This is a genomic window from Pseudarthrobacter sp. MOO14 (assembly GCF_058267675.1).
The window spans coordinates 2,751,982-2,774,073 of the sequence record NZ_CM177849.1 but is presented as its reverse complement, the minus strand read 5'-3'; the positions used below and the strand labels follow the sequence as shown (position 1 = coordinate 2,774,073).

Sequence of the window (22,092 nt, the reverse complement as noted above, 5' to 3'; positions counted from 1 at the left end):
AGCCGTGGGCCTCCCCGGCGACGTAACCTGTCAACCATGACCCTCCTCTCCACCCCCGGCGGTTCCCTTCGCGGCACCTCCCTCGGAACTGACGGGACCACCGTCCACCGCTTCCTTGGCATCCCGTACGCCGGGCCGCCGTCGGGCGTGAACCGCTTCCGTCCGCCCGTGCCATTGGAGTCGTGGGACGGGGTGCTGGACTGCACCGCCGCCGGGCCGGCGGCACCGCAAAACCCCGAATCCCCGGCACCTCCAGGTGCCGTGCCGCGGAGGTGGAGCGAAGACGGCTGCCTGAACCTGAACGTCTGGGTGCCGGAAACCGGCGGCCAGGCGCTGCCGGTGATGGTTTGGATCCACGGCGGTGCTTACCTGCTGGGCGCCAACAGCGATGCCATGTACGACGGCGCCAGGCTCGCCGCCGCGGCGGGCGCGGTGGTGGTGTCCATCAATTACAGGCTCGGCGCGCTGGGCTTCCTGCACCTGGCGGACCTGCTGGGGGACGGGTACGTCGACTCGTCCAACGTTGCATTGCTGGACCAGCTGGAGGCCCTTCGCTGGGTCCGCCGCAACATTGGCGCCTTCGGCGGCGACCCGGGGAACGTGACCATCTTTGGCGAGTCGGCAGGAGCCGCGGCGATTGGCACCCTGCTGGGGATGCCGGCGTCGGAAGGGCTGTTCCGCCGGGCCATCATGCAAAGCGGAACGGCCGAGCGCTTCCGCCAACCGGAAGAGTCCGCGCGGATCAGCGCGGCATTCCTTGACCTGTGCGGCCTGGCCCCCTCGTCTGCAGCGGAACTCCTCACCCTCCCGGTGGAGCAGCTGCTGGCAGCGCAAAAAGGCCTTGAGAAGCGTTTCGCCGCGCAGTCCTACGCAGTCCCGCTCCCCTTCCAGCCGACAGTGGGGACGCCGTCATTGCCGGCGCCGCCGCTCGACGCGGTCCGGAACGGGGTGAACAGCGGCGTCGACCTGCTGATCGGAACCAACCTCAACGAGGGATCGTTTGCGGTGGAGATGCGCCCGCCCTCGCCGGCCGACCCCGGCTACCCGGAGCGTGCCGCCGCCGTCCTTGCCGCGTCCGGGATTCCTGCCGCCCATGCCGGCGGATACGCGGCCGCGCTGGAGGAGGTGCTGCAGCGTGAACCGGCAGGCAAGGAACTCCTGGAATCCGCCATTGCCGATTCCCTGTACCGGCAGCCCAGCAACCGGCTCCTGGCGGCACGGCACGCGGCGGGCGCCGCCGGGAAGAGCTTCGCCTACCTGTTCACATGGCGCAGCCCGGCCATGGGCGGCAAGCTCGGGGCCTGCCATGCCCTGGAAATCCCGTTCGTCTTCCGGCACCTGGACGCACCGGCGGCGGCTTTCCTCACCCGCGGCAGCGCACCACGCCGGCTCAGCGGCGCCATGAGCGGGGCCTGGGCAGCTTTTGCGCGGACGGGGTCACCGGACACGGCCCAGCTGGCGTGGCCCGAGTACGGGCACGGACGCAGCACCATGGTGTTCGACGACGAGACGCGCCTCGAGGCCGACCCGCGCGGTGCGCTCCGGGCGTTTTTTGAGGCTGTCAGCCCGCTGCCAGCGAGTTAAGCGTGTCCCGGATGCCGTTCAAGGCGGGGTCCCGCAGTGAGTTGAAGGCCGGTTTCAGCAGCGGCTGGATGATCTTGGCCGGCCCGTTGATGCTGAACTCGGCCGTGTACGTGACCACAGAACCTGTGCCGCTGGGCCGGACGTCGATGGAGTCGTACGAGGTGACGGTCTTGTTCTCGCCCCGGAGCTTGATGTGGTTGTCCGAGAGCTCGATGACCTCGTAGGTCAGGGCCTGGCGTTTGCCGCGAAACTCGGATTCGGCGTGGTACTTGTGCCCCACGGCCACCGGTCCCGGCGTGATCTTGTCCATGACAGGGGTGTTGGGGTCCCATTTGCTGGTGTTCTCGAACTCGCTGAGGAAAGCAAAGGCCTTCTCCGCGGACAGGTTGGTTTCCACACTTCCGGTGACTGTGATCATCATCCCAGTGTAGGAGGACCAGGGCGGGGAGCGGCGGCCATTCTGCGCCGTGGCCCCGCCCAGCTCCGGGGCACGGCCTGTCAGCAGGACTCGAAGTCGGTAAGCACCTTCACTTTGCCAGCCGAGGCCGACGCCGGGTCGAACGTGTAGCCGATCCATTCCCTGGCGAGGCGGCGGGCGAGTTCGATGCCCACCACCCGCTGTCCCATGGTGAGGACTTGGCAGTCGTTCGACAAGATGGAGCGCTCCACGGAAAAGGAGTCGTGGGCGGCGGTGGCGCGGATGCCTTCGACTTTGTTGGCGGCGATGGCGACGCCGATTCCGGTACCGCAGAACAGGATGGCCCGGTCAGCGGCGCCGTCCCGGATCATCTCGCCGGCGGCAATGCCCACGTACGGGTAGGGCTTGGCGAAGTCATCCGGCGCGTCGCTCCGGTTGACGCCGATGTCGATGACCTCGCTGACGCGCGGATCGTTCCGCAGGTCCGCGAGGACCATGTCCTTGTAGTCCACGCCCGCTTCATCCGCGCCGACAATGAGCCGCAGCCCCATGGTGTTCCCTTCCGTTGTCATGACTCAGCGGCCGCCGCCGCAACGGTGGCGGTGCTGCCTTCGGACCCGGCGGCGCCGGTGAAGTGCGGCCCCATGACGGCGAAGACCATGGCCAGCGATGTGGCGCCGGGATCCGCCGTGCCCAGGCTCTTTTCCGCAAGGGGCCGGGCCCGGCCCTTAAGGGGAAGGAGGTCCGCGGTGCCTTCCGCCGCAGCAGCGGATTCCTGCGCGGCTTCCTGCCATGCACGGCCCGTTTCCACGCCCTCGGCCACTGCGCGGCTAAAGGCGGAGGCGAAGGGCAGCAGGGCATCCACCATGGTCTTGTCGCCTGTTTCGGCCTTGCCCAACTGGATGATCCGGTCAGCGAATGCGGTCACGGCTGCTGCCAGCGCACGCGGTTCAGGGGCCGAGGAGTTGCCCAGCGTCTCGCCAAAGGCACGCAGCGCCGCTCCCCACAGGACGCCGGAGGTGCCCCCTGCCTTGTCCGCCCAGGCGTCCCCGGCGGCAGCCAGCACATCACCGGCACCGGCGCCGTGGCCCAGGGCGGCGGAGGCGGCTGCGGCGGCCGCGTCGACGCCGCGGACCATGCCCCGGCCGTGGTCGCCGTCGCCGGCAATCGCATCCATGCGGCCCAGCCGCTCTTCGGCGTCGTGCAGGGACGAACGGGCGGCATCAATGGCCGCTACGCAGGCGGCGGCGTACTCGCGGGAGGCGTCCGTGGCGACGAACGCCGCAGCGGCCGCGCCGCCGTCGGCCGTTTCCTCGACGCCCCGGGCCCCGGCCTCCAGGGCAGCGTTGCCGCGGCGGTAGGCAGGCGTCTCCGCAGGGGCAGCCCACAGGGGTTCCAGTTCCTCATCAAGCCAGGTGATGGTGAGCGAGACGCCGGCCATGTCCAGGCTGGTCACCAGCTCGCCCACCTCGGGCATCACCAGCGTGTAGCCGGCGGCACGCAGCCGCGGCGCCACGGTCCCCCAGAGGACGAACAGCTCCTCATGCTTGGTGGAGCCGAGGCCGTTGAGGATGACGGCGATGCGGCTGCCGGCGTGCGGTGGCGTTTCGGCGAGCACCCGGGACACCAGTTCCTGCCCGAGGTCCTTGGCCGAGGGCAGGTCGGTGTCGTGCAGGCCGGGTTCGCCGTGGATGCCCAGGCCCAGGCCCATCTGCCCTTCGGGCAGGGTGAACAGGGGCGATTCGGCGCCCGGGAAGGTGCAGCCGGCAAACGCGCTGCCGATGGTCCGCGTCAGGTCGTTGGCCTTGCGGCCCAGGCGGACCACCTCGGCGAGGTCCGCGCCGTTCTCGGCGGCGGCGCCCATGACCTTGAACACCGTGAAGTCACCGGCGATGCCGCGGCGTTTCGCTGATTCCGACGGCGGGGCGCTGGCGATGTCGTCAGTGACCAGGACGTTCTCCACGGCGATACCCTCGGCGGCCAGGCGCTCGCTGGCCATGCCGAAGTTCATCACGTCGCCGGCGTAGTTGCCGTAGGTGAAGACGACGCCGGCACCGGACTCGGCGGCCTTGGCCACCGAGTAGGCCTGCTGCGCCGACGGCGAGGTGAAGATGTTGCCCACCACCGCGCCATCGGCGAAGCCGGCACCGATCAGCCCGGCGAAGGCCGGGTAGTGGCCCGAGCCGCCGCCGGCCAGGACTGCCACCTTGGGCTGTGCCGGCCGGAAGCGGCGGACGGCACCGCCGGGAACCTGCCGGACCAGGTCCGAGTGGACGTCGCAGAACCCGGCGAGGGCTTCTTCGGCGAAGTCGGAAGGGTCGTTGAAGATCTTTGTCATGGAGGGAGCTTACTGGCTGGCGCCGGGGCCGGCTGCTAGTGGATGTGGCTGCCGCCGTTGATGTCGATGGTGGTGCCGGTGAGGTAGGCGGAGTCCTCGGAGGACAGGAAGGTGATCACGGAGGCCACTTCTTCGGTGGTGGCGTTGCGGCCCAGCGGGATGCCGGCGTTGATGGCTGCTTCCTGTTCCTCGGTGCTGCCCACGCGGATGTTGGTGTCCACCGCACCCGGGGTGATGGCATTGACGGTGACGCCGGTGGTGCCGAGTTCACGGGCCAGGGCCTTGGTGAAGCCCAGGATGGCGGCCTTGGCAGCGGAGTAGGGAACCTTGCCGAAGACGCCGCCGCCGCGCTGGGCGGAGACGGAGGACATGTTGACGATCCGGCCCCAGCCGTTGTCGATCATGGCGGGCAGGAAGGCCTTGGTCACCAGGTAGGTGCCGGTGGCGTTGACGTCCATGACCTTGTGCCACAGCTCGAGGGTGGTTTCCAGGAATGGCACCGGGGAGGTGATGCCGGCGATGTTGGCCAGGGCGCCGACGGGCGGGAGGTTGCCGGCTGCCACTTCGGCGGCGACGGCGGCCTGGGCGGCGGTGACGGAGGCTTCGTTGGCGACGTCGATCTCGTGGCCGAACGCGGGGACATTGAATTCGTTGCCGATTTCGGCTGCGACCTTGGCGGACTTCTCGCCGTCCAGGTCCAGGATGGCGATGCCCCAGCCCTCACGAGCGTAACGGCGGGCGCTGGTGATGCCGATGCCCCGGTCCGAAGTTGCTCCGGTGAGGACGGCGGTGCGCTGGATGGCGGTCATGGTGGTGCTCCTTGGGGTGTGTGCAGGTCAGATGAGGTCGGTGATGAAGCTTGCAGCCTTGGCGGCGGCGGCCGGGCGTTCGTCATGGGTGACGTCCCGGGTTTCCAGTTCGAGCGAGAAGTGGCCGGCGTAGCCGTCGGCCGCGAGACGCTTCAGGCCCCCGGCGAAGTCGGCGTTACCGTTGCCGATGCTGAGGTTGATGTTCCCGGGCACGGCGTCGCGCAGGTGGACGTGGCTGATGCGTCCCGCATGAACGTCCAGATAGTCCTGGATGTCCTCGCCGGCGGCGGTGATGTGGCTGAAGTCCATGACGATTCCGACGCCGGATCCGGCCAGCCGTTCGGCCAGCAGTCCCGCACGTTCCAGGTTCCAGCAGAACCGCAGGAAGTGCAGGGACTCGGTCCAGAGTTCGACGCCGAACCCTGCAGCGCGCCGGGCCGCAGCCGCGAGCTGCCCGGCAATGAGGTCCAGGTCTTCCTCGACGCTCCGGACCGGGTTGTGATCGAGGGCGCCGCAGGGCAGCACCAGGGCGTTGGCCCCGATGTTGGCAGTGAGGGTGAGCAGGGCGTCCAGGTGGCGCCGCCTGGCGTCCTGTCCATTGGAGTCGAGGACTGCGTTCAAGTCCCCTATGTCGCCGTTCACTGAGCGGACCCGCAGACCGGAAGCGATGACTTCCTGCGACACCGCCGCCACGGCGGCCTCGTCAAGTTCGTAGGGGACGTGGTCGCAGACCCCGGGCAGGGCGCCCAGATCGATCTCTTCGAATCCCAGACCCTTCATGGTGCCCAGGGCAGTGCCCAGGTCCTGGTGCCGGAAGCTGATGGATGAGCACCCAAGTCTGGAATGGAACATCATTGATCCTTTGAATCGTGCCGAGCGGTAGTGATGGGCACCACAGTACTGGCGTTAACTGTCAACAGTCAACTCTGAAAGTCGACTGTTGACAGTGAAGATGAGGTGCGTCACACTGGGTCGTACCAATTTGTTAACAGTCGACAGCGGCGGACCTTCCACAGCCGCTTTTCGAAAGGGAACCACCATGAGCAAAGATGCTCTGACCATGCGCGGCCCGGTCCACGGCACCAAGGACGCCCGCCGAGTTGCCATCGGATCCGGCGTGGGGGCCGTCATCGAGACGTATGACTTCATCGGCTTCGGCACCGCTGCCGCACTGTATTTCGGCACCGCCTTCTTCCCCGGCAGCGATCCCGTCACGGGGACCCTCGCCTCCTTCGCCACCTTGGGCGTCGGCTTTGCGGCCCGTCCGCTGGGCGGCATCATCGGCGGGCACCTGGGCGACAAGGTGGGCCGCAAGCCCGTCCTGGTCTCCTCGCTGATCCTGATGGGCCTGGCCACCTTCGCCATCGGCCTGCTCCCCACCTACGCCGCCGTCGGCCTGTTGGCTCCGGCACTGCTGGTCTTCGTCCGCATCGTCCAGGGCCTGGCCTTCGGCGCGGAGTGGGGCGGCGCCATCCTGATGAGCTACGAGCATGCGCCGTGGAAGACCAAGGGCAAGTACACCGGCATCGTCCAGGCCGGCTTCCCGGTGGGCCTGCTGCTGGCCAACCTGACGTTCCTCGCAAGCGCCGGCCTCGGCGGTGAACTTGCCTGGCGCATCCCGTTCCTGGCCAGCATCGTGCTGGTCGCCGTCGGCCTGGTCATCCGGTCCAAGGTTCCCGAGTCCCCCGTTTTCGACGAGGTCAAGGACAGCGGCACCATCGTCAAGGCACCCATCGTCGAGGTCCTCAAGACGGACTGGCGCAACATCGTCAAGGGCATCGGCCTGCGCATCGCCGAGACCGCCGGTTACGCCGTATCCATCACCTACATGATTTCCTACCTCAACAGCCAGCACTTGGCGGACAAGACCCAAACCCTCGTCGCCCTCTGCATCGCCTCCGCCATCGGCATCTTCGCCACCCAGGCCTGGGCAGCACTGACGGACCGCATCGGCCGCCGTCCCCTCTATGTCTGGTCCACGGCCTTCGCCGCACTGTTCGCGATCCCCATGTTCCTGCTGGTCAACACCGGCCTGTTCATCGCCATCATCCTCACCATCGTGATCTCCTACGCGGTCTGCCAGAACTCCCTGGCCGGTGCCCAGGGCGCCTGGTTCCCCGAGCTCTTCCAGGCCAAGACCCGCGCCTCCGGCGCCAGCCTGGCCTACCAGATCTCCGCCATGGTGTCCGGCTTCACACCGTTCATCACCACCTTGCTGTTCGTCAGCTTCGGCTGGATGGGCCCGGCGCTGCTCTTCGGCGCCTACGCCCTGATCGGCCTCTGGGCCGCGATCGCCACCCGGGAAACCTGGGGCAAGCGGGAACGGCAGCTCGCAGACGAAGCCACCAAAAGCACCCCCAACACGGTCAACGCCTGAATGACCACCACGCACCAGAGAATCACGGAGCACGCAATGCCTACAGAAACCGTCCAGGACGCCGCCCCGCAGGGACAGACATATCAGGCTGGGGTGACCCCGGAGCGGGTGGACAAGATCAGCGCCGCCGCGTACCGCATCCGGCACCACGCCCTGAACATGGGCGAAGTCCAGGGCCAGGGCTACGTGGGGCAGGCCCTGGGCGCCGCGGACATGCTGGCCACCGTCTACGGGGACCAGCTGCGGTTCAGGGCGGAGGACCCGCACTGGGAGGCCCGCGACCGGTTCCTGCTTTCCACCGGCCACTACGCGATCGGCCACTACGCCGCGCTCGCCGAGGCCGGCATCGTCCCGGTCCAGGAGCTGGAAACCTATGGTTCGGATGACTCGCGGCTGCCGATGTCCGGGATGTCCACCTACACCCCCGGCATGGAAATCTCCGGCGGCTCCCTGGGCCACGGGCTGACCATCGCCGTCGGCATGGCCCTGGGCCTCCGCTACCAGGGCTCCAACGCCCGGGTGTTCAACTTCCTCTCCGACGGCGAACTGGATGAGGGCTCCACCTGGGAGGCCGCCATGGGCGCGCACCACCACCAGCTGGGCAACCTCACCGCCATGGTGGACATCAATGCCCTGCAGGCCGACGGCAAGACCGACACCGTGCTCCGCACCGAGCCGGTCACCGAAAAGTGGGAATCGTTCGGCTGGTACACCCAGCGCGTGGACGGGAACGACGTCGGCGCGCTGCTCGCGGCCTTCGACAACGCAGCCGCCCAGGCCGCCGCCGTCGGGCGTCCCTCCGTGATCCTGTGCGACACCAAGGTGGGCCGCGGCGTTCCCCTGCTGGAGGAGCGCGAAAAAGCGCACTTCATGCGCATCGAAGAACACGAATGGCAGGTCTGCCGCGAGCAGCTCACCGCCGGATATGAAGGAAAGGCTTCAGCATGAGCACCACCACGACGACGGCCACGCCCGCCAAGCCCAAGCTGAAGACCTCGGCGATGATCGCCTCCTTCGCGGACCCCGGCCAGAAGACGTCCTCCGCGCCGTTCGGTCACGCCCTGGTCAAGGCCGCGCAGGAGAACGACAGGATCGTGGGCCTGACCGCGGACCTGGGCAAATACACGGACATGCACATCTTCGCCCAGGCCTTCCCGGAACGGTTCTTCCAGATGGGCATGGCAGAGCAGTTGCTCTTCGGCGCCGCGGCCGGCCTGGCCGAAACCGGGCTGGTCCCGTTCGCGTCCACCTATTCGGTGTTCGCGGCCCGCCGCGCCTACGACTTCCTGTGCCTGGACGCTGCAGAACCAAACCTGAACGTCAACATCGTGGGCGGCCTGCCCGGCCTCACCACCGGGTACGGGCCCAGCCACCAGGCAACCGAGGACATGGCGATCTTCCGCGGCATGCCCAACCTGACCATCGTGGACCCCTGCGATTCGGTGGACATCGAGCAGGCGGTGCCGCAGCTGGCAGCGTCGGAAGGCCCCACGTACCTGCGACTGCTGCGCGGCAACGTGCCCACCGTCCTTGACGAGTACGGCTACACCTTCGAGCTGGGCAAGGCCAAGGTGCTGCGTGGCGGCAACGACGTCGTGTTCATCTCCTCCGGCCTGATGACCATGCGCGCCCTCCAGGCAGCCAAGGCGCTGGCGGCCCACAATGTGGACGTCGCCGTCGTACACACCCCCACCATCAAACCGTTCGACGCCGAAACCGTCCTCGCGGAGATCAATACCGGCCGCCTCGTCGTCACGCTGGAAAACCATTCCGTGGTGGGTGGACTGTTCGAAACCGTCGCCTCCGCCGTGGTCACCGCGGGCCTGGGCAAGCGCGTGGTGCCCGTGGCACTACCGGACCAATTCCTCGATGCCGGCGCCCTGCCCACCCTGCACGACCGCTACGGCCTGGCCACGGACCGCATCGTCGCCAAGGTCCTGGCCGAACTCGGCTAAAGGCAAGCCACCCCATGAAAATGCACGGCACCGGCCCCAAGCCGGTGCCGTGCATTCTGCCGTACTATCGAAACTACTCCCGACTGTAGACAGTCGACTTATGACATTGAGGACAGAAGCCATGGCCGGACTGACCGCCCCGTTGTTGGGACTGGAAAAGAAGAGCCTCCGCGAGCAGGCGCTCTCGGCGCTGCGGACCGCCATCACCAGCGGAGAGCTGGAACCCGGGCGCCACTTGGTGGAAACCGAACTGTCCGAGATGCTGCAGATAAGCCGCGGCACCCTGCGCGAAGCCCTCCGCCAGCTTGAACAGGAGGGCCTGCTCTCCGCTGGGCCCCGCGGCAGGCTGTCCGTCCGCCACCTGGACGAAAAGGAAATCCGGGACATCTACTCCGTCCGCGCCGCCTTGGAGTCCCTCGCGGCCCGGACCCTGTGCGAACTGCCCGACCGGCAACAGGTCACCGACTCGCTGCACAAGGCCATTGACGCCATGGATGCCGCAGCCAGCGGCACCCTGGAGGAACGGATCGAATCCGACCTTGAATTCCACCGCACGCTGTGCCGGCTCACCGGCAACGAAACGCTCCTCCACTCCTGGGAGTCCCTGGAGGGCTCCATCCGGATGTCCATCATGTTCGCCGGCCTGGAAAAAGGCGTCCGCAACATGAGCGTGGACCGGCACAAGGACATCGTCGCCGCCATTGATACCGGCGACGCCGCGCTGGCCCGGAAGACCATCCTGGAACACATGGACACCGCGGCCGCCAACCTGGTGGCATAGCCCGTCGGCGGCACCAAAAACCGCGCCGTCTGGGCCCGTTTGGGAATCCTCGAAAGCTCCCGGCCGTTAACCTACTGTGCGGTAGAGTGCCGCAGCGTTAACGAGGGACGGTATGACCGCAAAGTTTGTGTCAGTTGAGGACGACGCCGGGAAGATCACCCGGTATGCCCGCCACGACAACGGCGGCGGCCTCATCGCTCCAGGAGCGAAGGTGGCCGAGAGCGCACGGATCGGCCCCATGACCTACGTGGAGCACGGTGCGCAGGTGGGTGCGGGCTGCAGGATCGGGCACGGCAGCTGGATTGACCGTGACGCAAGGATCGGTGACCGGACGGTGATCGGCGACGGTGTGCGCATCGGTCGTGGCACAGTCATTGGCAACCGGGTCCATATTGGCAGCCATTCCAGGATCGGCTCCGGCGTCCTGGTGGAGCACGGCGCCCACCTGGTCACGGACAGCACCGTACCCGATGGCAGCGAAGTCCTCGCCGGGGCGCACTCGCGCTTGGCCGCCACCGCGCACCGGCCGCACCGCAAAGCCAAGGGAAAGCTCGCGGCGTAGCTCCGGCCTTTGCTGGGAGGCGCGCCGGGGCGGTCAGGGAACCGTACTGGCGCGCACCACCAGTTCCGCCGGATAGACCACCGGGTCCATGTGCTCCCCGGGGGATCCGATCGCGCTGACCAGGAGTTGTCCTGCCGCAGAAGCCATGTCCACCATGGGGTGCGCCACGGTAGTGAGTCCCAAGCCGTTTGATGCCTGGATGGCGTGGTTGTCGAAGCCCACCACTGCCACATCCTCCGGTACCCGCCGGCCCGTGCCCCGAAGGGCATCCACGACGCCGAGGGCCATGAGGTCGGAGGCGGCGAAAATCCCGTCCACTCCGGGCGCTTGGGCCAGCAGGCGCCCGGCCGCGGCGGCGCCACCCGTCGTCGTAAAGTCCCCGTGGATGACGGGCCCGGGCTGCAGGCCCGCGTCCTTGAGTCCCTGGAGCCAACCGTCAAGGCGGTCGACGGCGGCCGTCATGTCGGTGGGGCCGGCAACACTTGCCAGCGTGGTGCGGCCCAAGGATGCCAGGTGCCGGGCTGCCAGCCGGCCGCCCTCGAAGTTGTCCAGGTCCACGTAGGGGATTCCCGCTCCCGTGTCCCAGGGCCTGCCGATGAAGACGGTGGGCAGCCCCGTGGCACCCAAGGTCTCCACCCAGTCATCGGCGCGGTGGTGGGACACCACGATGGCACCGTCCACGTGCCCGCCGCGCAGGTAGCGGAGGGTCCGGGCGGAGTCGTCCCCGGCCCGGGACATCAGGAGCACCAACTGCAGGTCGGTGCCGCGCAGTGCTTCATTGACGCCCGTGATCACGGCAGCGAAGTAGGGGTCCATCATGACCCGGGCGTCAGGTTCAGGGATGACCAGCGCCACCGAACCGGCGCGCCGGGTGACCAAGCTCCGTGCAGCGCGGTTCGGTGTGTAGCCCAACGCCACGATTGCGGCATCGACGGCGGCCTGGGCCTTCGCACTCACCTTGGACCCGCCGTTGATTGCGCGGGATGCGGTGGAACGGGATACCCCGGCGGCCGACGCCAGGTCCTCCAGCGTGGGACTGGGCCGCCCTGCTCCTGGCGTGCCCGGGCGGCTGGAGTTTGCGTTCATTCCACCGACAATACGACGCCGAGGGTGCGTGGGAGCGCTCCCGAAAAGCCTTGCCTGGGCAAAAACGCAATGCTACGCTTCCCCGACGGGAGCGCTCCCACCACTCGGCCCGGCTGCCCCCAGTTGCCCTGGCCGTCCACCCCATCACCGACAGGACCAGCAATGCCGCTAGCCCCACGCCCTGATACAGCCAACCCCGTATTGTTACCGCGCCTGCACCGGGCCGGGACGATTGCGGCCGTCACCGCCGTGCTCATGGGTCTCTTCGCCGCCGGCGGGGCAGCACCCGCGCAGGCCGCAGCACCGGCCCTGGGCCCGGCAGCCCAGGCACCGGCGTCGCCAGTGCCCCCAGCCCCAGCACCGGCTTCAGGACACACCTTCGGACCCAACACCTACGTTTTCGATCCCGGCATGCCGGTGGCCCGGATCAAGGCCACGGTGGATTCCATTGCGGCGCAGCAGGTGGACGACGAAATGGGGACCAAACGCTATTCCCTGCTCTTCAAGCCCGGCACCTACGGCACGCCCCAAGAGCCGCTCATCATCCAGGTGGGGTATTCCACCGAGGTTGCGGGCCTGGGCGCTGCCCCCACCGACGTCACCATCAACGGGCACGTGGACGTCTACAACCGGTGCCTGGCCGCTGACAACTGCATCGCGCTCAACAACTTCTGGCGCTCCTTGTCCAACCTCACCATCAACGTCACGGGCCTTGAGGGCTGCCGGAGCTCCGCCAACTTCTGGGCCGCCTCCCAGGCCTCCCCCATGCGCCGGGTCAACATCACCGGCGGCAACCTCTCCCTGATGGACTACTGCACGGCCGGTCCACAGTACGCCAGCGGCGGTTTCATCGCAGATTCAAAGACGGGCGCCGTCATCAATGGCTCCCAGCAGCAGTACCTGGTCCGCAACAGCAGCATCGGGAGTTGGTCCAACGGAGTCTGGAACCAGGTGTTCTCCGGGGTTAACGGGGCACCTGCCGATTCCTTTCCGAACCCGCCGTACACCACCTTGGACAGCACTCCCGTCAGCCGCGAGAAGCCCTACCTGACCGTGGATCCGGCCGGCCAGTACAGCGTCTTCGTACCGGCCATCCGCCGGGACGCGGCCGGGACCTCGTGGGAGAACGGCCCCACCGCGGGCCGCAGCATCCCCCTGGCCGACTTCTACGTCGCGACGCCCGCCGATTCGGCGCAGGCCATCAACTCCCAGTTGGCCCGGGGAAAGAACCTGCTCCTGACCCCGGGGGTCTACGACGTTGACCGGAGCATCGAGGTCAAGCGGGCCGGAACCGTGGTCCTGGGACTCGGGATGGCAACCCTCACCGCCGTCAACGGCTCAGTTCCCCTGACGGTGGCAGATGTCCCCGGAGTGGACATCGCCGCCGTCACGGTGGACGCCGGCGAGGTGAATTCGCCCGCCCTGATGCGCATCGGGAAGGGCAATGGGCCGTCCAGCTCATCCGTGCACACCGATCCGGCAAACCCCACCACGCTCCATGATGTGTTCTTCCGCGTCGGTGGACCGCATAGCGGCAAAGCCTCGGTCAGCCTGGAAGTCAACAGCGACAACGTCCTTCTGGACCACATCTGGGCCTGGCGCGCCGACCATGGGAACGGCGTCGGCTGGACCACCAACACCGGTGCGAACGGTGTGATCGTCAACGGCAACAACGTCACGGCCACGGGCCTGTTCGTGGAGCACTACCAGCAGTACAACGTCATCTGGAATGGAGAAAGCGGGCGCACGGTCTTCTTCCAGAACGAGCTGCCCTACGACGCCCCCAACCAGGCCGCGTGGCAGCACGACGGGGTCCTGGGCTGGGCAGGCTACAAGGTGGCAGACTCCGTCAAGGCCCACGAGCTCTGGGGCGGCGGCAGCTACGTTTACACCAACGTCGACCCCAGCATCCACGCAACGAGGGGCTTTGAGGTGCCGGTAACGCCGGGCGTGAAGCTGCACAGCCTTTTGACGGTGAACCTCGGCGCAGGCACGCTCGATCACGTGGTCAACGACACGGGGGCGCCGGTCTCAACCGACGCCGTGGGGGTTCCCAGCTACGTGGCCGATTTCGGCTGACCGGCTGATTCCGTCCGTTGCTGATTCTGTCCGTTAAGGTCCGGACCTGGCGGGGCGCGGTGCCGGTGGTACCGCGCCCCGTCACTTGGTCCGGAACGCCTTGCCCTTCAGCACCGCGCCGGCCCATACGGCCAGCAGCAAGGCCACCAGCAGCAGGCCGGCGTCGCCCAGGTCGATCGATCCGAGCCACCCCGTCACGGGGTCGTCAAGGGACAACGCGGCGTGCAGGAATCCGCCGAGCGTGATCACGGCAATGAACAAGGCGGACACGGCCGAGATGCCCGTGACCACGGCGTTGAAACCGAGCTTCCGCCGGGGGTCGTCCAGCGCGGAGCGGTACATCCGCAGCATGGCCATGCCGTTCACCGAGTCGCAGAGTGTCATCGCGGCGGCGAAGGCGACCGGCAGCGCAAGCAGGGCGAACGGCGGCACTCCGGCCAGCGAGGCCGCCGTCGTCATCATCAGCAGCCCGATGGTGGTGGCAGTGTCAAAGCCCAGGCCGAACAGGAACCCGATCACGTAGATGTTCCGCGGCCGGCGCACCCTGGACAGCGGCCGGGCCAGCAGCCTCGCCACCGCGCCTTGCGGTTCCAGGTCCCGGGGCTCGACGGCGGCGCCGTTGCGCGCGCGGCGGTAGGCTCCGGCGGAACGGACGAAGGCGGAGCCGTTGAACAGTCCCATGGCCAGCAGGAACAGGCCGGATACGCCGCTGCCGATCAGGCCCAGGACCAGGTTGCCGGCCGAACCGTCCTGCATCAGTCCGCCCACCAGGGATGCCCCCGCGATGACCAGCACCCCGGCGAGGGTCACCACGGAGCTGTGCCCCAGGCTGAAGGCGAAGCCAACGCTGACCGGGTCTTGACGTTGCGCCACGAACTTGCGGGTGGAGTTGTCGATGGCTGCCAGGTGGTCCCAGTCGTAGCTGTGCTTCACGCCGGCCAGGTAGGCGGTGAGGAACAGGCCCCAGGTCAGCGGTTGGCCGCCGCCGGTCGTGCCGGCGAGCAGGAGGACGACGGCGGCGGCGTGCAGGGCGGCCACCGCGCCGAAAGTGAACAGCGCGCGGGTCCGGAGCGGCAGGGAGTCCCGGTCCCGGTAGAGGGTGGCGATGTTGGTCATCAGTGCTTCCTCAGGTCCAGCAGACCCTGGCCGTACCAGCGGCTGCGCAGGAAGTCGGTGCAGGACCGGAGCAGGCGGTTCAGTTCGTCGGTGCTGTTGGAGAGGCTCCGCAGAACCAGCCCGGAAGTCCCCGCAACTGGGCGCGTCAGTGAGATGCCGGTCAGCGCTTCGCGGCCGGCCGTGAGCCCGTGCAGGTCATCGGCGAGCGCCTGGTCCACCCTCGCATCCACCACCACCAGGGACCCGAGGTGGCTGTGGCCTTCCATGAATCCGAGCCCGGTGACGTCGTGCAGCGGTGGCCGGATCAGCAGGTTGTCCAGCGCCAGCAGGTGCGTTCCGCCGTCGGATTCGACGCGGATTTCGTTGCGCAGCCGCACTTCCCGGTATTGGAAAGCCGAACCGTCCGGCGACCAGCCGGGAGTGACCACCTCAGCCATGACCAAGGACGACGACGGCCGCAGGGTCACGGAGGTCCGCTGCCGGTAGCTGGCCTCGCGGTAGGCGATGAGCTGGTCCGGCATGAATTCCAGCCGCGCCGCCTCCCCCAGCCGCACCACCATCCGCTGCTCGGCAAAGGACCCGGGAGTCCGATAAATCTTGGTAGCGGATTGGGTGGTCAACAGCAGGTCAGCCCCCTCCCCGACCTTCACATCCAACACGAAAAGATCCGCCCCAAGATAAGCCCCGCCAGGGTTCACCACGACGTAGCAAACCTGCCCGGAGTCATCAAGATAGTGCGGCCGCAGTACTCGAAGAGCGCCACGGTGATATTGATACGTCGCGACTGAACGCTGACCGCGTAAGGCGACCCGAAGCTCAAGCTCGCCCATCGGGGGCCGATCAGCGGACGCGGGTGATAGGGGCCGCGGCGTGGCGGGCACCGCGAAGCGGGCACGGCCCCTATCATCCGCGGGCGCAGGCCCCGGCGAGGTGCCTGCTTGAGGTGACCCGACCGCCGTCGTACTCATGAGGCCAAATCAAGCATCAGGACGTCGTGCCGGATCCAGTCGATGACCTTGTCCAGGCCCTCGTCAGTTTTCAGGTTGGTGAAGCAGAACGGTTTGTTGCCTCGGAATTCCTTGGAATCCCGCTCCATGACGGCCAGGTCAGCGCCGACGTGGGGTGCGAGGTCGGTTTTGTTGATGATGAAGAGGTCGGACTTGATCATGCCCTGGCCGGCTTTGCGGGGGATCTTTTCGCCTTGGGCCACGTCGATGATGTAGATGGAGAAGTCGACGAGTTCGGGGCTGAAGGTGGCGGAAAGGTTGTCGCCGCCGGATTCGACGAAGATGACTTGCAGGTCGGGGTGGCGGGTTTTGAGTTCCTCGATGGCGGCGGTGTTCATGGAGGTGTCTTCGCGGATGGCGGTGTGCGGGCAGCCGCCGGTTTCGACGCCGATGATCCGGTCCACGGGGAGGATGCCGTTGGCGGCAAGGATTTTGGCGTCCTCGATGGTGTAGATGTCGTTGGTGATGGCGGCCATGGAGATTTCCCCGCTCATGTGCCGGGTGAGCCGCTCCACGAGCTGGGTCTTGCCAGCTCCCACGGGTCCGCCGATGCCGATCTTGATGGGTTCAGACATGTGTCCTCCTTTGACTCAAAAGCACAGTATTTTCAAGCACGGTCAGCTCATGAACATGCGGGCACGTTGGCGTTCGTGCCTCATTTGCGAGATTTCCAGGCCGGGGCTGACGGCCCCAAGGTCGTCCGGCGTGAGGTGCGCGATCGTGGCGATGGCGGCAGCGACGTCGTCGTGCGCTGCCCGCAGCACCCGCTGCCCGGCGTTCTGGCCCAGCGGAATGGCGCGCACGGCATTCTGCGTCAGCGAGGTGACGGTGGCGAAAAGGTAGGCGGCGAGCGCTTCCTGGAGCGGAACGTCCAGGGAGCGGGCGACGACGGCGAACGCGAGCGGCTGGTGCCCTGCGGCCCGGCCGTCACCCACCAGGTCCCGGTACAGTCCCAGCGCAGGTGAAGGAAACACCTCAGCCCCAATCTCCAGCAGCCGGAGCCCCATTTTGACGCTCGCCTCCCGAACCTGCCGCGGCAGCAGAGAAGCAGAAAGAAGAGAATCCAGCTCCCCCACATCAGCCCCTTCATAAAGGAACCGAATCGCCAGCCCATCCGAGTAAGTAAGCTGCTGCGACACAAAAGCACCGAGCCACACCCCAAAAGAAGCCTCATCAGCGACCACCCCGGCGTCGACATAGGTCTCGAACCCAAGCGAGTGGGCAAACGCCCCAGTAGGAAGCGCAGAGTCAGTGAGCTGCTGCAGCGCCAGCTGATAGCTGCCGACACTGGCGGTGGCGGGTGAAGGGGGCTGCGGCGTGGTGGGCACCGCGAAGCGGGCACAGCCCCCTTCACCCGCCACCGCACCCAAGGTGCCGCTGGTACTAGTGCGAGTGTTCAGCATGGCGGAAAGGCACAGGCATGACGCGTTCCTGGCGGGTGTAGGGCACTGAGTTGTGGCGGAGGTAGTCCTCGACGGTGTGGTCGTAGGCGCACACCATGACATCGGCCCCGTACTCGGAGGACGCGTCGAAGAACTGTGCCTGGAGGTGCCTGTTGCCGAGGGAGTGTGCGGTGACGCCCATTTCGTGGATGGTGCGGGGTGCGATGACCAGGACGTCGCTGGGCAGCACCGAGACCACGATCATGGTGGAGTTTTCCACGTGGAGGATGTCGCCGTCGCGGAGGTCCCCGGAGCCGGCGGACAGTCGGATGCCGATCTCCTTGCCGTGGTCCGTGGTGGCGCGCTGGATGCGCTTGACCAGCTGGGAGCTGGGAAGTATCACCTTTTCCCGGTGCAGTCCGGCGTAGGTTTCGGGGTCCGGGAGGTCGTGCAGGTTGCCGAGGACTTTGTCGATGATCACGTGGGGGCTCCGGTGGGGTCTAGAACAGGAAGTAGCGCTGCGCCATGGGCAGGACGTCGGAGGGTTCGCAGGTGACGTCCGCGCCGTCGACCGTCACCTGGTAGGTTTCCGGGTCCACCTGGATGTCCGGGGTCGCGTCGTTGTATTTGAGGTCGGCTTTGGTGAGGTTGCGGATGCCGGAAACGGGCCGGATGACCTTCTCCAGCCCCAATTCCCCGGGCACGCCGGCGTCGATCGCTGCCTGGGACAGGAAGGTGATGGAGGACTGCTGCACCGCCTTGCCGAACGTGGCGAACATGGGCCGCATGGTGCGTGGCTGCGGTGTGGGGATGGAAGCGTTCGCGTCTCCCATCAGGGCGTAGGCAATCTGGCCGCCCTTGAGCACCAGCTCAGGTTTGACCCCGAAGAAGGCCGGGTCCCAGAGCACGAGGTCGGCGAATTTGCCCACCTCCACCGAGCCCACCGAGTCCGCAATGCCCTGGGCGATGGCCGGGTTGATCGTGTACTTGGCCACGTAGCGCTTGAGCCGGAAGTTGTCGCTGCCTGGCGAGCCGTGGCTGCCCGGGCCGGTCCCGCCGTCGCCCTCGTCCAGGGCGCCGCGCTGCTTCTTCATCTTGTCCGCCACCTGCCAGGTGCGGGTGATGACCTCACCCACCCGGCCCATGGCCTGCGAGTCGGAGGAGGTAATGGAGAAAATGCCCAGGTCCTGCAGGACGTCCTCGGCGGCGATGGTCTCGGCGCGGATGCGGGAGTCCGCGAAGGCCACGTCCTCGGGGATGTCCGGGTTGAGGTGGTGGCACACCATGAGCATGTCCAGGTGCTCTTCGATGGTGTTGCGGGTGTAGGGCAGGGTGGGGTTGGTGGAGGCGGGCAGGACGTTGGGCATGCCGGCGATCTTGATGATGTCCGGCGCGTGGCCGCCGCCGGCGCCTTCGGTGTGGAAGGTGTGGATCACGCGCCCGTTGATGGCCCGGATGGTGTCCTCCACGAACCCGCACTCGTTCAGGGTGTCGGTGTGGATGGCCACCTGGACGTCGTATTCGTCGGCGACGGTGAGCGAGGTGTCGATCGAGGAGGTGGTGGATCCCCAGTCCTCGTGGACTTTCAGGCCGATGGCGCCGGCTCGGATCTGCTCGGCAAGGGGTTCGACGGCGGACGCGTGGCCTTTCCCGAACAGGCCGATGTTCATGGGCAGCCCTTCGGCTGCCTGCAGCATCCGCTGGATGTGCCACTTTCCGGGCGTCACGGTGGTGGCCTTGGTGCCTTCAGCCGGGCCGGTGCCGCCGCCGATCATGGTGGTCACGCCGCTGGCCAGGGCCGTGGGCACCTGATCCGGGGAGATGAAGTGGATGTGGGTGTCGATGCCGCCGGCGGTAAGGATTTTCCGTTCCCCGGCGATGATTTCAGTGCTGGCCCCGATGACGATGTCCACGCCGTCGGTGATCTGCGGGTTGCCCGCCTTGCCGATCCTGAAGATGTGCCCGTCCCTGATGGCCACGTCCGCTTTGTAGATGCCGGTGTAGTCAAGGATGACGGCGTTGGTGATGACGGTGTCGGGGATGTCTGCGCCCTGGACGTTCCCGTCCCTGGTGGCCTGGCCGTTCTGGCCCATGCCGTCGCGGATGACCTTGCCGCCGCCGAACACCACTTCCTCGCCGTAGGCGGTGAAGTCTTTTTCGATCTCGAGGAACAGGTCGGTGTCCGCCAGGCGGATCTTGTCCCCGGCGGTGGGGCCGTAGAGGTCCGCGTACTGCCGGCGTGGAATCTCGAAGCTCACTTTGCGCCCCCGTCCAGGCGGGTGCCGCCGTCGAGCTTTCCGTTGACGGCGTTGCTGAGTCCGTGCACCTCGCGTGCGCCGGCCAGTTCGATCAGCCGTACGCTGCGGGAGTCGCCGGGTTCGAACCGGGCGGCTGTTCCGGCCGGAATGTCCAGGCGCCGGCCGTAGGCCGCCTCCCGGTCGAAGGACAGGGCGGCGTTGGCCTCGGCAAAGTGGAAGTGGGAGCCCACCTGGACGGGCCGGTCACCGGTGTTGGTCACGGCAACGTCGATGGACTCCCGGCCGGGGTTCGCCGTCACGGGCTCGGGCCGGAGGATGTACTCGCCTGGGATCATTGCGGCGCTCCTTAGCGGATTGGGTTGTGGACGGTGACCAGCTTGGTGCCGTCGGGGAACGTGGCCTCGACCTGCACGTCATGGATCATCTCGGGCACCCCTTCCATGACGTCGTCACGGCCCAGCAGGGTGGTGCCGTAGCTCATGAGCTCGGCCACGGTCCTGCCGTCCCGGGCACCTTCGATCAGTTCGTAGCTGATGATGGCCACGGCTTCGGGGTAGTTGAGCTTGAGTCCCCGCCCCTGGCGGCGGCGGGCGAGGTCCGCGGCCACTACGATCAGGAGCTTTTCCTGCTCACGCGGCATCAGATGCATGGGGTTCCCTTCGACGGCCTGGGGCGTGCTGCCAGCCAGCCTAGGCCGGTCAGGTTTCCGCCACGTTTCAGGTCCATCATCCGGACGGAACGCTAGGGTGCGGATTCCCGGATCTTCAGCTCGAACCCTGATTCCATGTGCACGCCCTGCCCGGATGTTTCGCGCCCGCCGATCCGGTCCAGCAGCAGGCTGATCGAACGCTCCGCGATCTCATCCATGCCTGGGGAGATGGTGGTCAGGGACGGGGACGCGAAACGGGCCTCGTCGATGTCGTCAAAGCCCGCGACCGCCACGTCCCCCGGCACGTTGACGCCCTTGATCAACAATTCGTGCATGGCGCCCAGTGCCAGGACGTCGTTCAGGCCGAAAACGGCGTCAAACTGCACGCCCGAGGCCATCAGGCCCGCCACGGCGGCGGCACCTGTATCGCGGCGCCATTCGGCGGGGGCCACCAGGTCGGCGTCGAATTGGACGCCCGCCTGTTCCAGCGCCTTCCGGTACCCGTTCATGCGCAGTCCCGCGGTCCCGGTGGACTCCTCCGGGTGGGCGCCGATGACGGCGATGCGACGGCGGCCGGCCTGCAGCAGGTGGGTGGTCAGCGCAGCCGCGGCTTCCCCGTTCTTCATGGTGACCAGGTCGAAGCGGGGGTCCATGATGTGCTCGCCGAGCATCACCAGGGGTTTGGTGCCGGCGCGGCCGGCGATGGCGTCGGCGTCCAGCACCAGCGGGGTGAAGAGCAGCCCGTCGGTGAGCTGCCGGAACGTCCCGTGCAGGGCGCTGAGTTCAACGGAAGCCTCAGCGCCGGACTGCTCCACCAGCACCCGGTAGCCGCGGCGCGATGCGGCCTTCATCAGCCTGGACGCCAGTTCCGCGTAATAGGGCGCCGAGAGGTCGGAGAGCACCAGGCCCAGCATGGACGTCTTGCCCGAGCGCAGGCTTCGGGCGGTGAGGTTGGCCTCATACCCCAGTTCAGCAATGGCGTCCTGCACACGCTGCTTGGTGGCCGGGCGGATGAACTCGTAGTCGTTCAGGACGTTCGAGACCGTTTTGAGCGAAACGCCGGCCGCGCGGGCGACGTCGTTCATGGTGACTGCCATTAACGTTCTTTTCCTGCCTTCGCCGCCGCCTTGGCCGCTTGCTTGCTGGCCCGCACCTTGGCCAGGGATTCCGGGTCCACAATGTCCGCCACGGACAGGTAGGAGCCCTCTTCCCCGTAGTGGCCGGCCGCTTCCCGCCAGCCGGGCGCGTCAAGGCCCCGCTGCTTGCCCAGCAGGGCCAGGAAGATCTTTGCTTTTTGCTCACCGAAGCCGGGCAGCGCCTTGAGCCGCTTCAACACCTCTGCACCGTCGGGTGAGCCCTTGGTCCAGATGGCTGCGGCATCGCCGTCCCAGTGGTCCCGGACAGCCTCGGCGAGCGCCTGCACCCTGCCGGCCATGGATCCGGGGAAGCGGTGGACGGCGGGCCGTTCCTTGAAGATCTCCACGAATTCCGCGGGGTCGTGCCCGGCGATGGCCTCGGGCGTCAGGGTGCCCATCCGGGTCCTGATCTTTTCCGGTCCGGCGAAGGCCGATTCCATGGTGACCTGCTGGTCCAGCAGCATGCCGGTCAGCAGGGCGAAGGCGTCCTCACTCAACAACTTGTCCGCGGCGGGGTCGCCCGTGATGTGCAGTTCCATGCCGTCCATCCTCCCA

23 protein-coding genes are annotated in these 22,092 nt (G+C 67.4%); 7 read left to right on the top strand and 16 right to left on the bottom strand.

Annotation, left to right across the window (positions count from 1 at the left end):
* The first annotated feature begins 36 nt into the window (after positions 1-36).
* Positions 37-1,584, top strand: a complete 1,548-nt coding sequence (locus AC4EEV_RS12970; RefSeq protein ID WP_491329132.1) for a carboxylesterase/lipase family protein — start codon at positions 37-39, stop codon at positions 1,582-1,584.
* Here AC4EEV_RS12970 and AC4EEV_RS12965 read toward each other — a convergent pair.
* The 5 genes from AC4EEV_RS12965 to AC4EEV_RS12945 all read right to left on the bottom strand — a co-directional run bounded on the left by AC4EEV_RS12965 (position 1,562) and on the right by AC4EEV_RS12945 (position 6,001).
* A complete protein-coding gene (locus AC4EEV_RS12965; RefSeq protein ID WP_285318668.1) occupies positions 1,562-2,002 on the bottom strand; it encodes an SRPBCC family protein in 441 nt (146 codons plus the stop codon). The two genes, AC4EEV_RS12970 and AC4EEV_RS12965, sit on opposite strands and share 23 nt — an antisense overlap.
* A gap of 80 nt (positions 2,003-2,082) precedes the next feature.
* Entirely contained in the window at positions 2,083-2,574 is a 492-nt protein-coding gene (locus tag AC4EEV_RS12960) for an RpiB/LacA/LacB family sugar-phosphate isomerase (protein WP_018763236.1), read from the bottom strand.
* Entirely contained in the window at positions 2,571-4,340 is a 1,770-nt protein-coding gene (locus tag AC4EEV_RS12955) for a dihydroxyacetone kinase family protein (protein ID WP_491329131.1), read from the bottom strand. Before AC4EEV_RS12955 ends, AC4EEV_RS12960 begins: the two co-directional genes overlap by 4 nt.
* A 35-nt stretch (positions 4,341-4,375) precedes the next feature.
* Positions 4,376-5,149 (bottom strand): SDR family NAD(P)-dependent oxidoreductase, encoded by a 774-nt coding sequence (locus AC4EEV_RS12950; RefSeq protein ID WP_133831270.1) that lies wholly within the window; start codon positions 5,147-5,149, stop codon positions 4,376-4,378.
* A gap of 27 nt (positions 5,150-5,176) precedes the next feature.
* Entirely contained in the window at positions 5,177-6,001 is an 825-nt protein-coding gene (locus AC4EEV_RS12945) for a sugar phosphate isomerase/epimerase family protein (protein ID WP_018763233.1), read from the bottom strand.
* Positions 6,002-6,188: 187 nt separating this feature from the next.
* On the opposite strand from AC4EEV_RS12945, the gene AC4EEV_RS12940 reads away from it, so the two are divergent.
* From AC4EEV_RS12940 to AC4EEV_RS12920, 5 genes are all read left to right on the top strand, one after another.
* Positions 6,189-7,526: an MFS transporter gene (locus AC4EEV_RS12940; protein ID WP_018763232.1), complete on the top strand. Its 1,338-nt coding sequence runs from the start codon at positions 6,189-6,191 to the stop codon at positions 7,524-7,526.
* Positions 7,527-7,562: 36 nt separating this feature from the next.
* Positions 7,563-8,474 (top strand): transketolase, encoded by a 912-nt coding sequence (locus AC4EEV_RS12935; protein WP_018763231.1) that lies wholly within the window; start codon positions 7,563-7,565, stop codon positions 8,472-8,474.
* Entirely contained in the window at positions 8,471-9,481 is a 1,011-nt protein-coding gene (locus AC4EEV_RS12930; RefSeq protein ID WP_491329130.1) for a transketolase family protein, read from the top strand. Before AC4EEV_RS12935 ends, AC4EEV_RS12930 begins: the two co-directional genes overlap by 4 nt.
* Before the next feature lie 121 nt (positions 9,482-9,602).
* Positions 9,603-10,262, top strand: a complete 660-nt coding sequence (locus AC4EEV_RS12925; RefSeq protein ID WP_109044021.1) for a GntR family transcriptional regulator — start codon at positions 9,603-9,605, stop codon at positions 10,260-10,262.
* 112 nt (positions 10,263-10,374) lie between these two features.
* Entirely contained in the window at positions 10,375-10,824 is a 450-nt protein-coding gene (locus tag AC4EEV_RS12920) for a transferase (protein ID WP_109044022.1), read from the top strand.
* A gap of 33 nt (positions 10,825-10,857) precedes the next feature.
* Here AC4EEV_RS12920 and AC4EEV_RS12915 read toward each other — a convergent pair whose 3' ends face one another.
* Positions 10,858-11,910, bottom strand: coding sequence for a LacI family DNA-binding transcriptional regulator (locus AC4EEV_RS12915; protein WP_491329129.1), 1,053 nt, complete (start codon positions 11,908-11,910; stop codon positions 10,858-10,860).
* Between the two features lie 162 nt (positions 11,911-12,072).
* Here AC4EEV_RS12915 and AC4EEV_RS12910 point away from each other — a divergent pair, with 162 nt between their 5' ends.
* Positions 12,073-13,989 (top strand): pectate lyase-like domain-containing protein, encoded by a 1,917-nt coding sequence (locus tag AC4EEV_RS12910; RefSeq protein WP_491329128.1) that lies wholly within the window; start codon positions 12,073-12,075, stop codon positions 13,987-13,989.
* Between the two features lie 81 nt (positions 13,990-14,070).
* On the opposite strand, the gene AC4EEV_RS12905 is transcribed toward AC4EEV_RS12910, so the two are convergent.
* From AC4EEV_RS12905 to AC4EEV_RS12860, 10 genes are all read right to left on the bottom strand, one after another.
* The gene (locus tag AC4EEV_RS12905; RefSeq protein ID WP_491329127.1) at positions 14,071-15,105 is read right to left on the bottom strand and encodes a HoxN/HupN/NixA family nickel/cobalt transporter; all 1,035 of its coding nucleotides are present in this window, start codon (positions 15,103-15,105) and stop codon (positions 14,071-14,073) included.
* A complete protein-coding gene (locus tag AC4EEV_RS12900) occupies positions 15,105-16,073 on the bottom strand; it encodes an urease accessory protein UreD (protein ID WP_491329126.1) in 969 nt (322 codons plus the stop codon). Before AC4EEV_RS12900 ends, AC4EEV_RS12905 begins: the two co-directional genes overlap by 1 nt.
* Complete coding sequence (ureG, locus tag AC4EEV_RS12895; protein WP_018763222.1) at positions 16,070-16,687, bottom strand: urease accessory protein UreG; 618 nt, start codon at positions 16,685-16,687, stop codon at positions 16,070-16,072. The genes AC4EEV_RS12900 and ureG overlap by 4 nt, the downstream gene beginning before the upstream one ends.
* Before the next feature lie 42 nt (positions 16,688-16,729).
* Positions 16,730-17,440, bottom strand: coding sequence for an urease accessory protein UreF (locus tag AC4EEV_RS12890; RefSeq protein WP_491330884.1), 711 nt, complete (start codon positions 17,438-17,440; stop codon positions 16,730-16,732).
* Positions 17,441-17,495: 55 nt separating this feature from the next.
* A complete protein-coding gene (ureE, locus tag AC4EEV_RS12885) occupies positions 17,496-17,975 on the bottom strand; it encodes an urease accessory protein UreE (protein WP_491329125.1) in 480 nt (159 codons plus the stop codon).
* Between the two features lie 19 nt (positions 17,976-17,994).
* Positions 17,995-19,752 (bottom strand): urease subunit alpha, encoded by a 1,758-nt coding sequence (ureC, locus tag AC4EEV_RS12880; protein WP_133831278.1) that lies wholly within the window; start codon positions 19,750-19,752, stop codon positions 17,995-17,997.
* Positions 19,749-20,087, bottom strand: coding sequence for an urease subunit beta (locus AC4EEV_RS12875; RefSeq protein ID WP_109044030.1), 339 nt, complete (start codon positions 20,085-20,087; stop codon positions 19,749-19,751). Before AC4EEV_RS12875 ends, ureC begins: the two co-directional genes overlap by 4 nt.
* 11 nt (positions 20,088-20,098) lie before the next feature.
* The gene (locus tag AC4EEV_RS12870; RefSeq protein ID WP_018763217.1) at positions 20,099-20,401 is read right to left on the bottom strand and encodes an urease subunit gamma; all 303 of its coding nucleotides are present in this window, start codon (positions 20,399-20,401) and stop codon (positions 20,099-20,101) included.
* A 92-nt stretch (positions 20,402-20,493) separates the two neighbouring features.
* A complete protein-coding gene (locus AC4EEV_RS12865) occupies positions 20,494-21,498 on the bottom strand; it encodes a LacI family DNA-binding transcriptional regulator (RefSeq protein ID WP_491329124.1) in 1,005 nt (334 codons plus the stop codon).
* A complete protein-coding gene (locus AC4EEV_RS12860; protein ID WP_018763215.1) occupies positions 21,498-22,085 on the bottom strand; it encodes an HhH-GPD-type base excision DNA repair protein in 588 nt (195 codons plus the stop codon). Before AC4EEV_RS12860 ends, AC4EEV_RS12865 begins: the two co-directional genes overlap by 1 nt.
* Positions 22,086-22,092 lie beyond the last annotated feature (7 nt).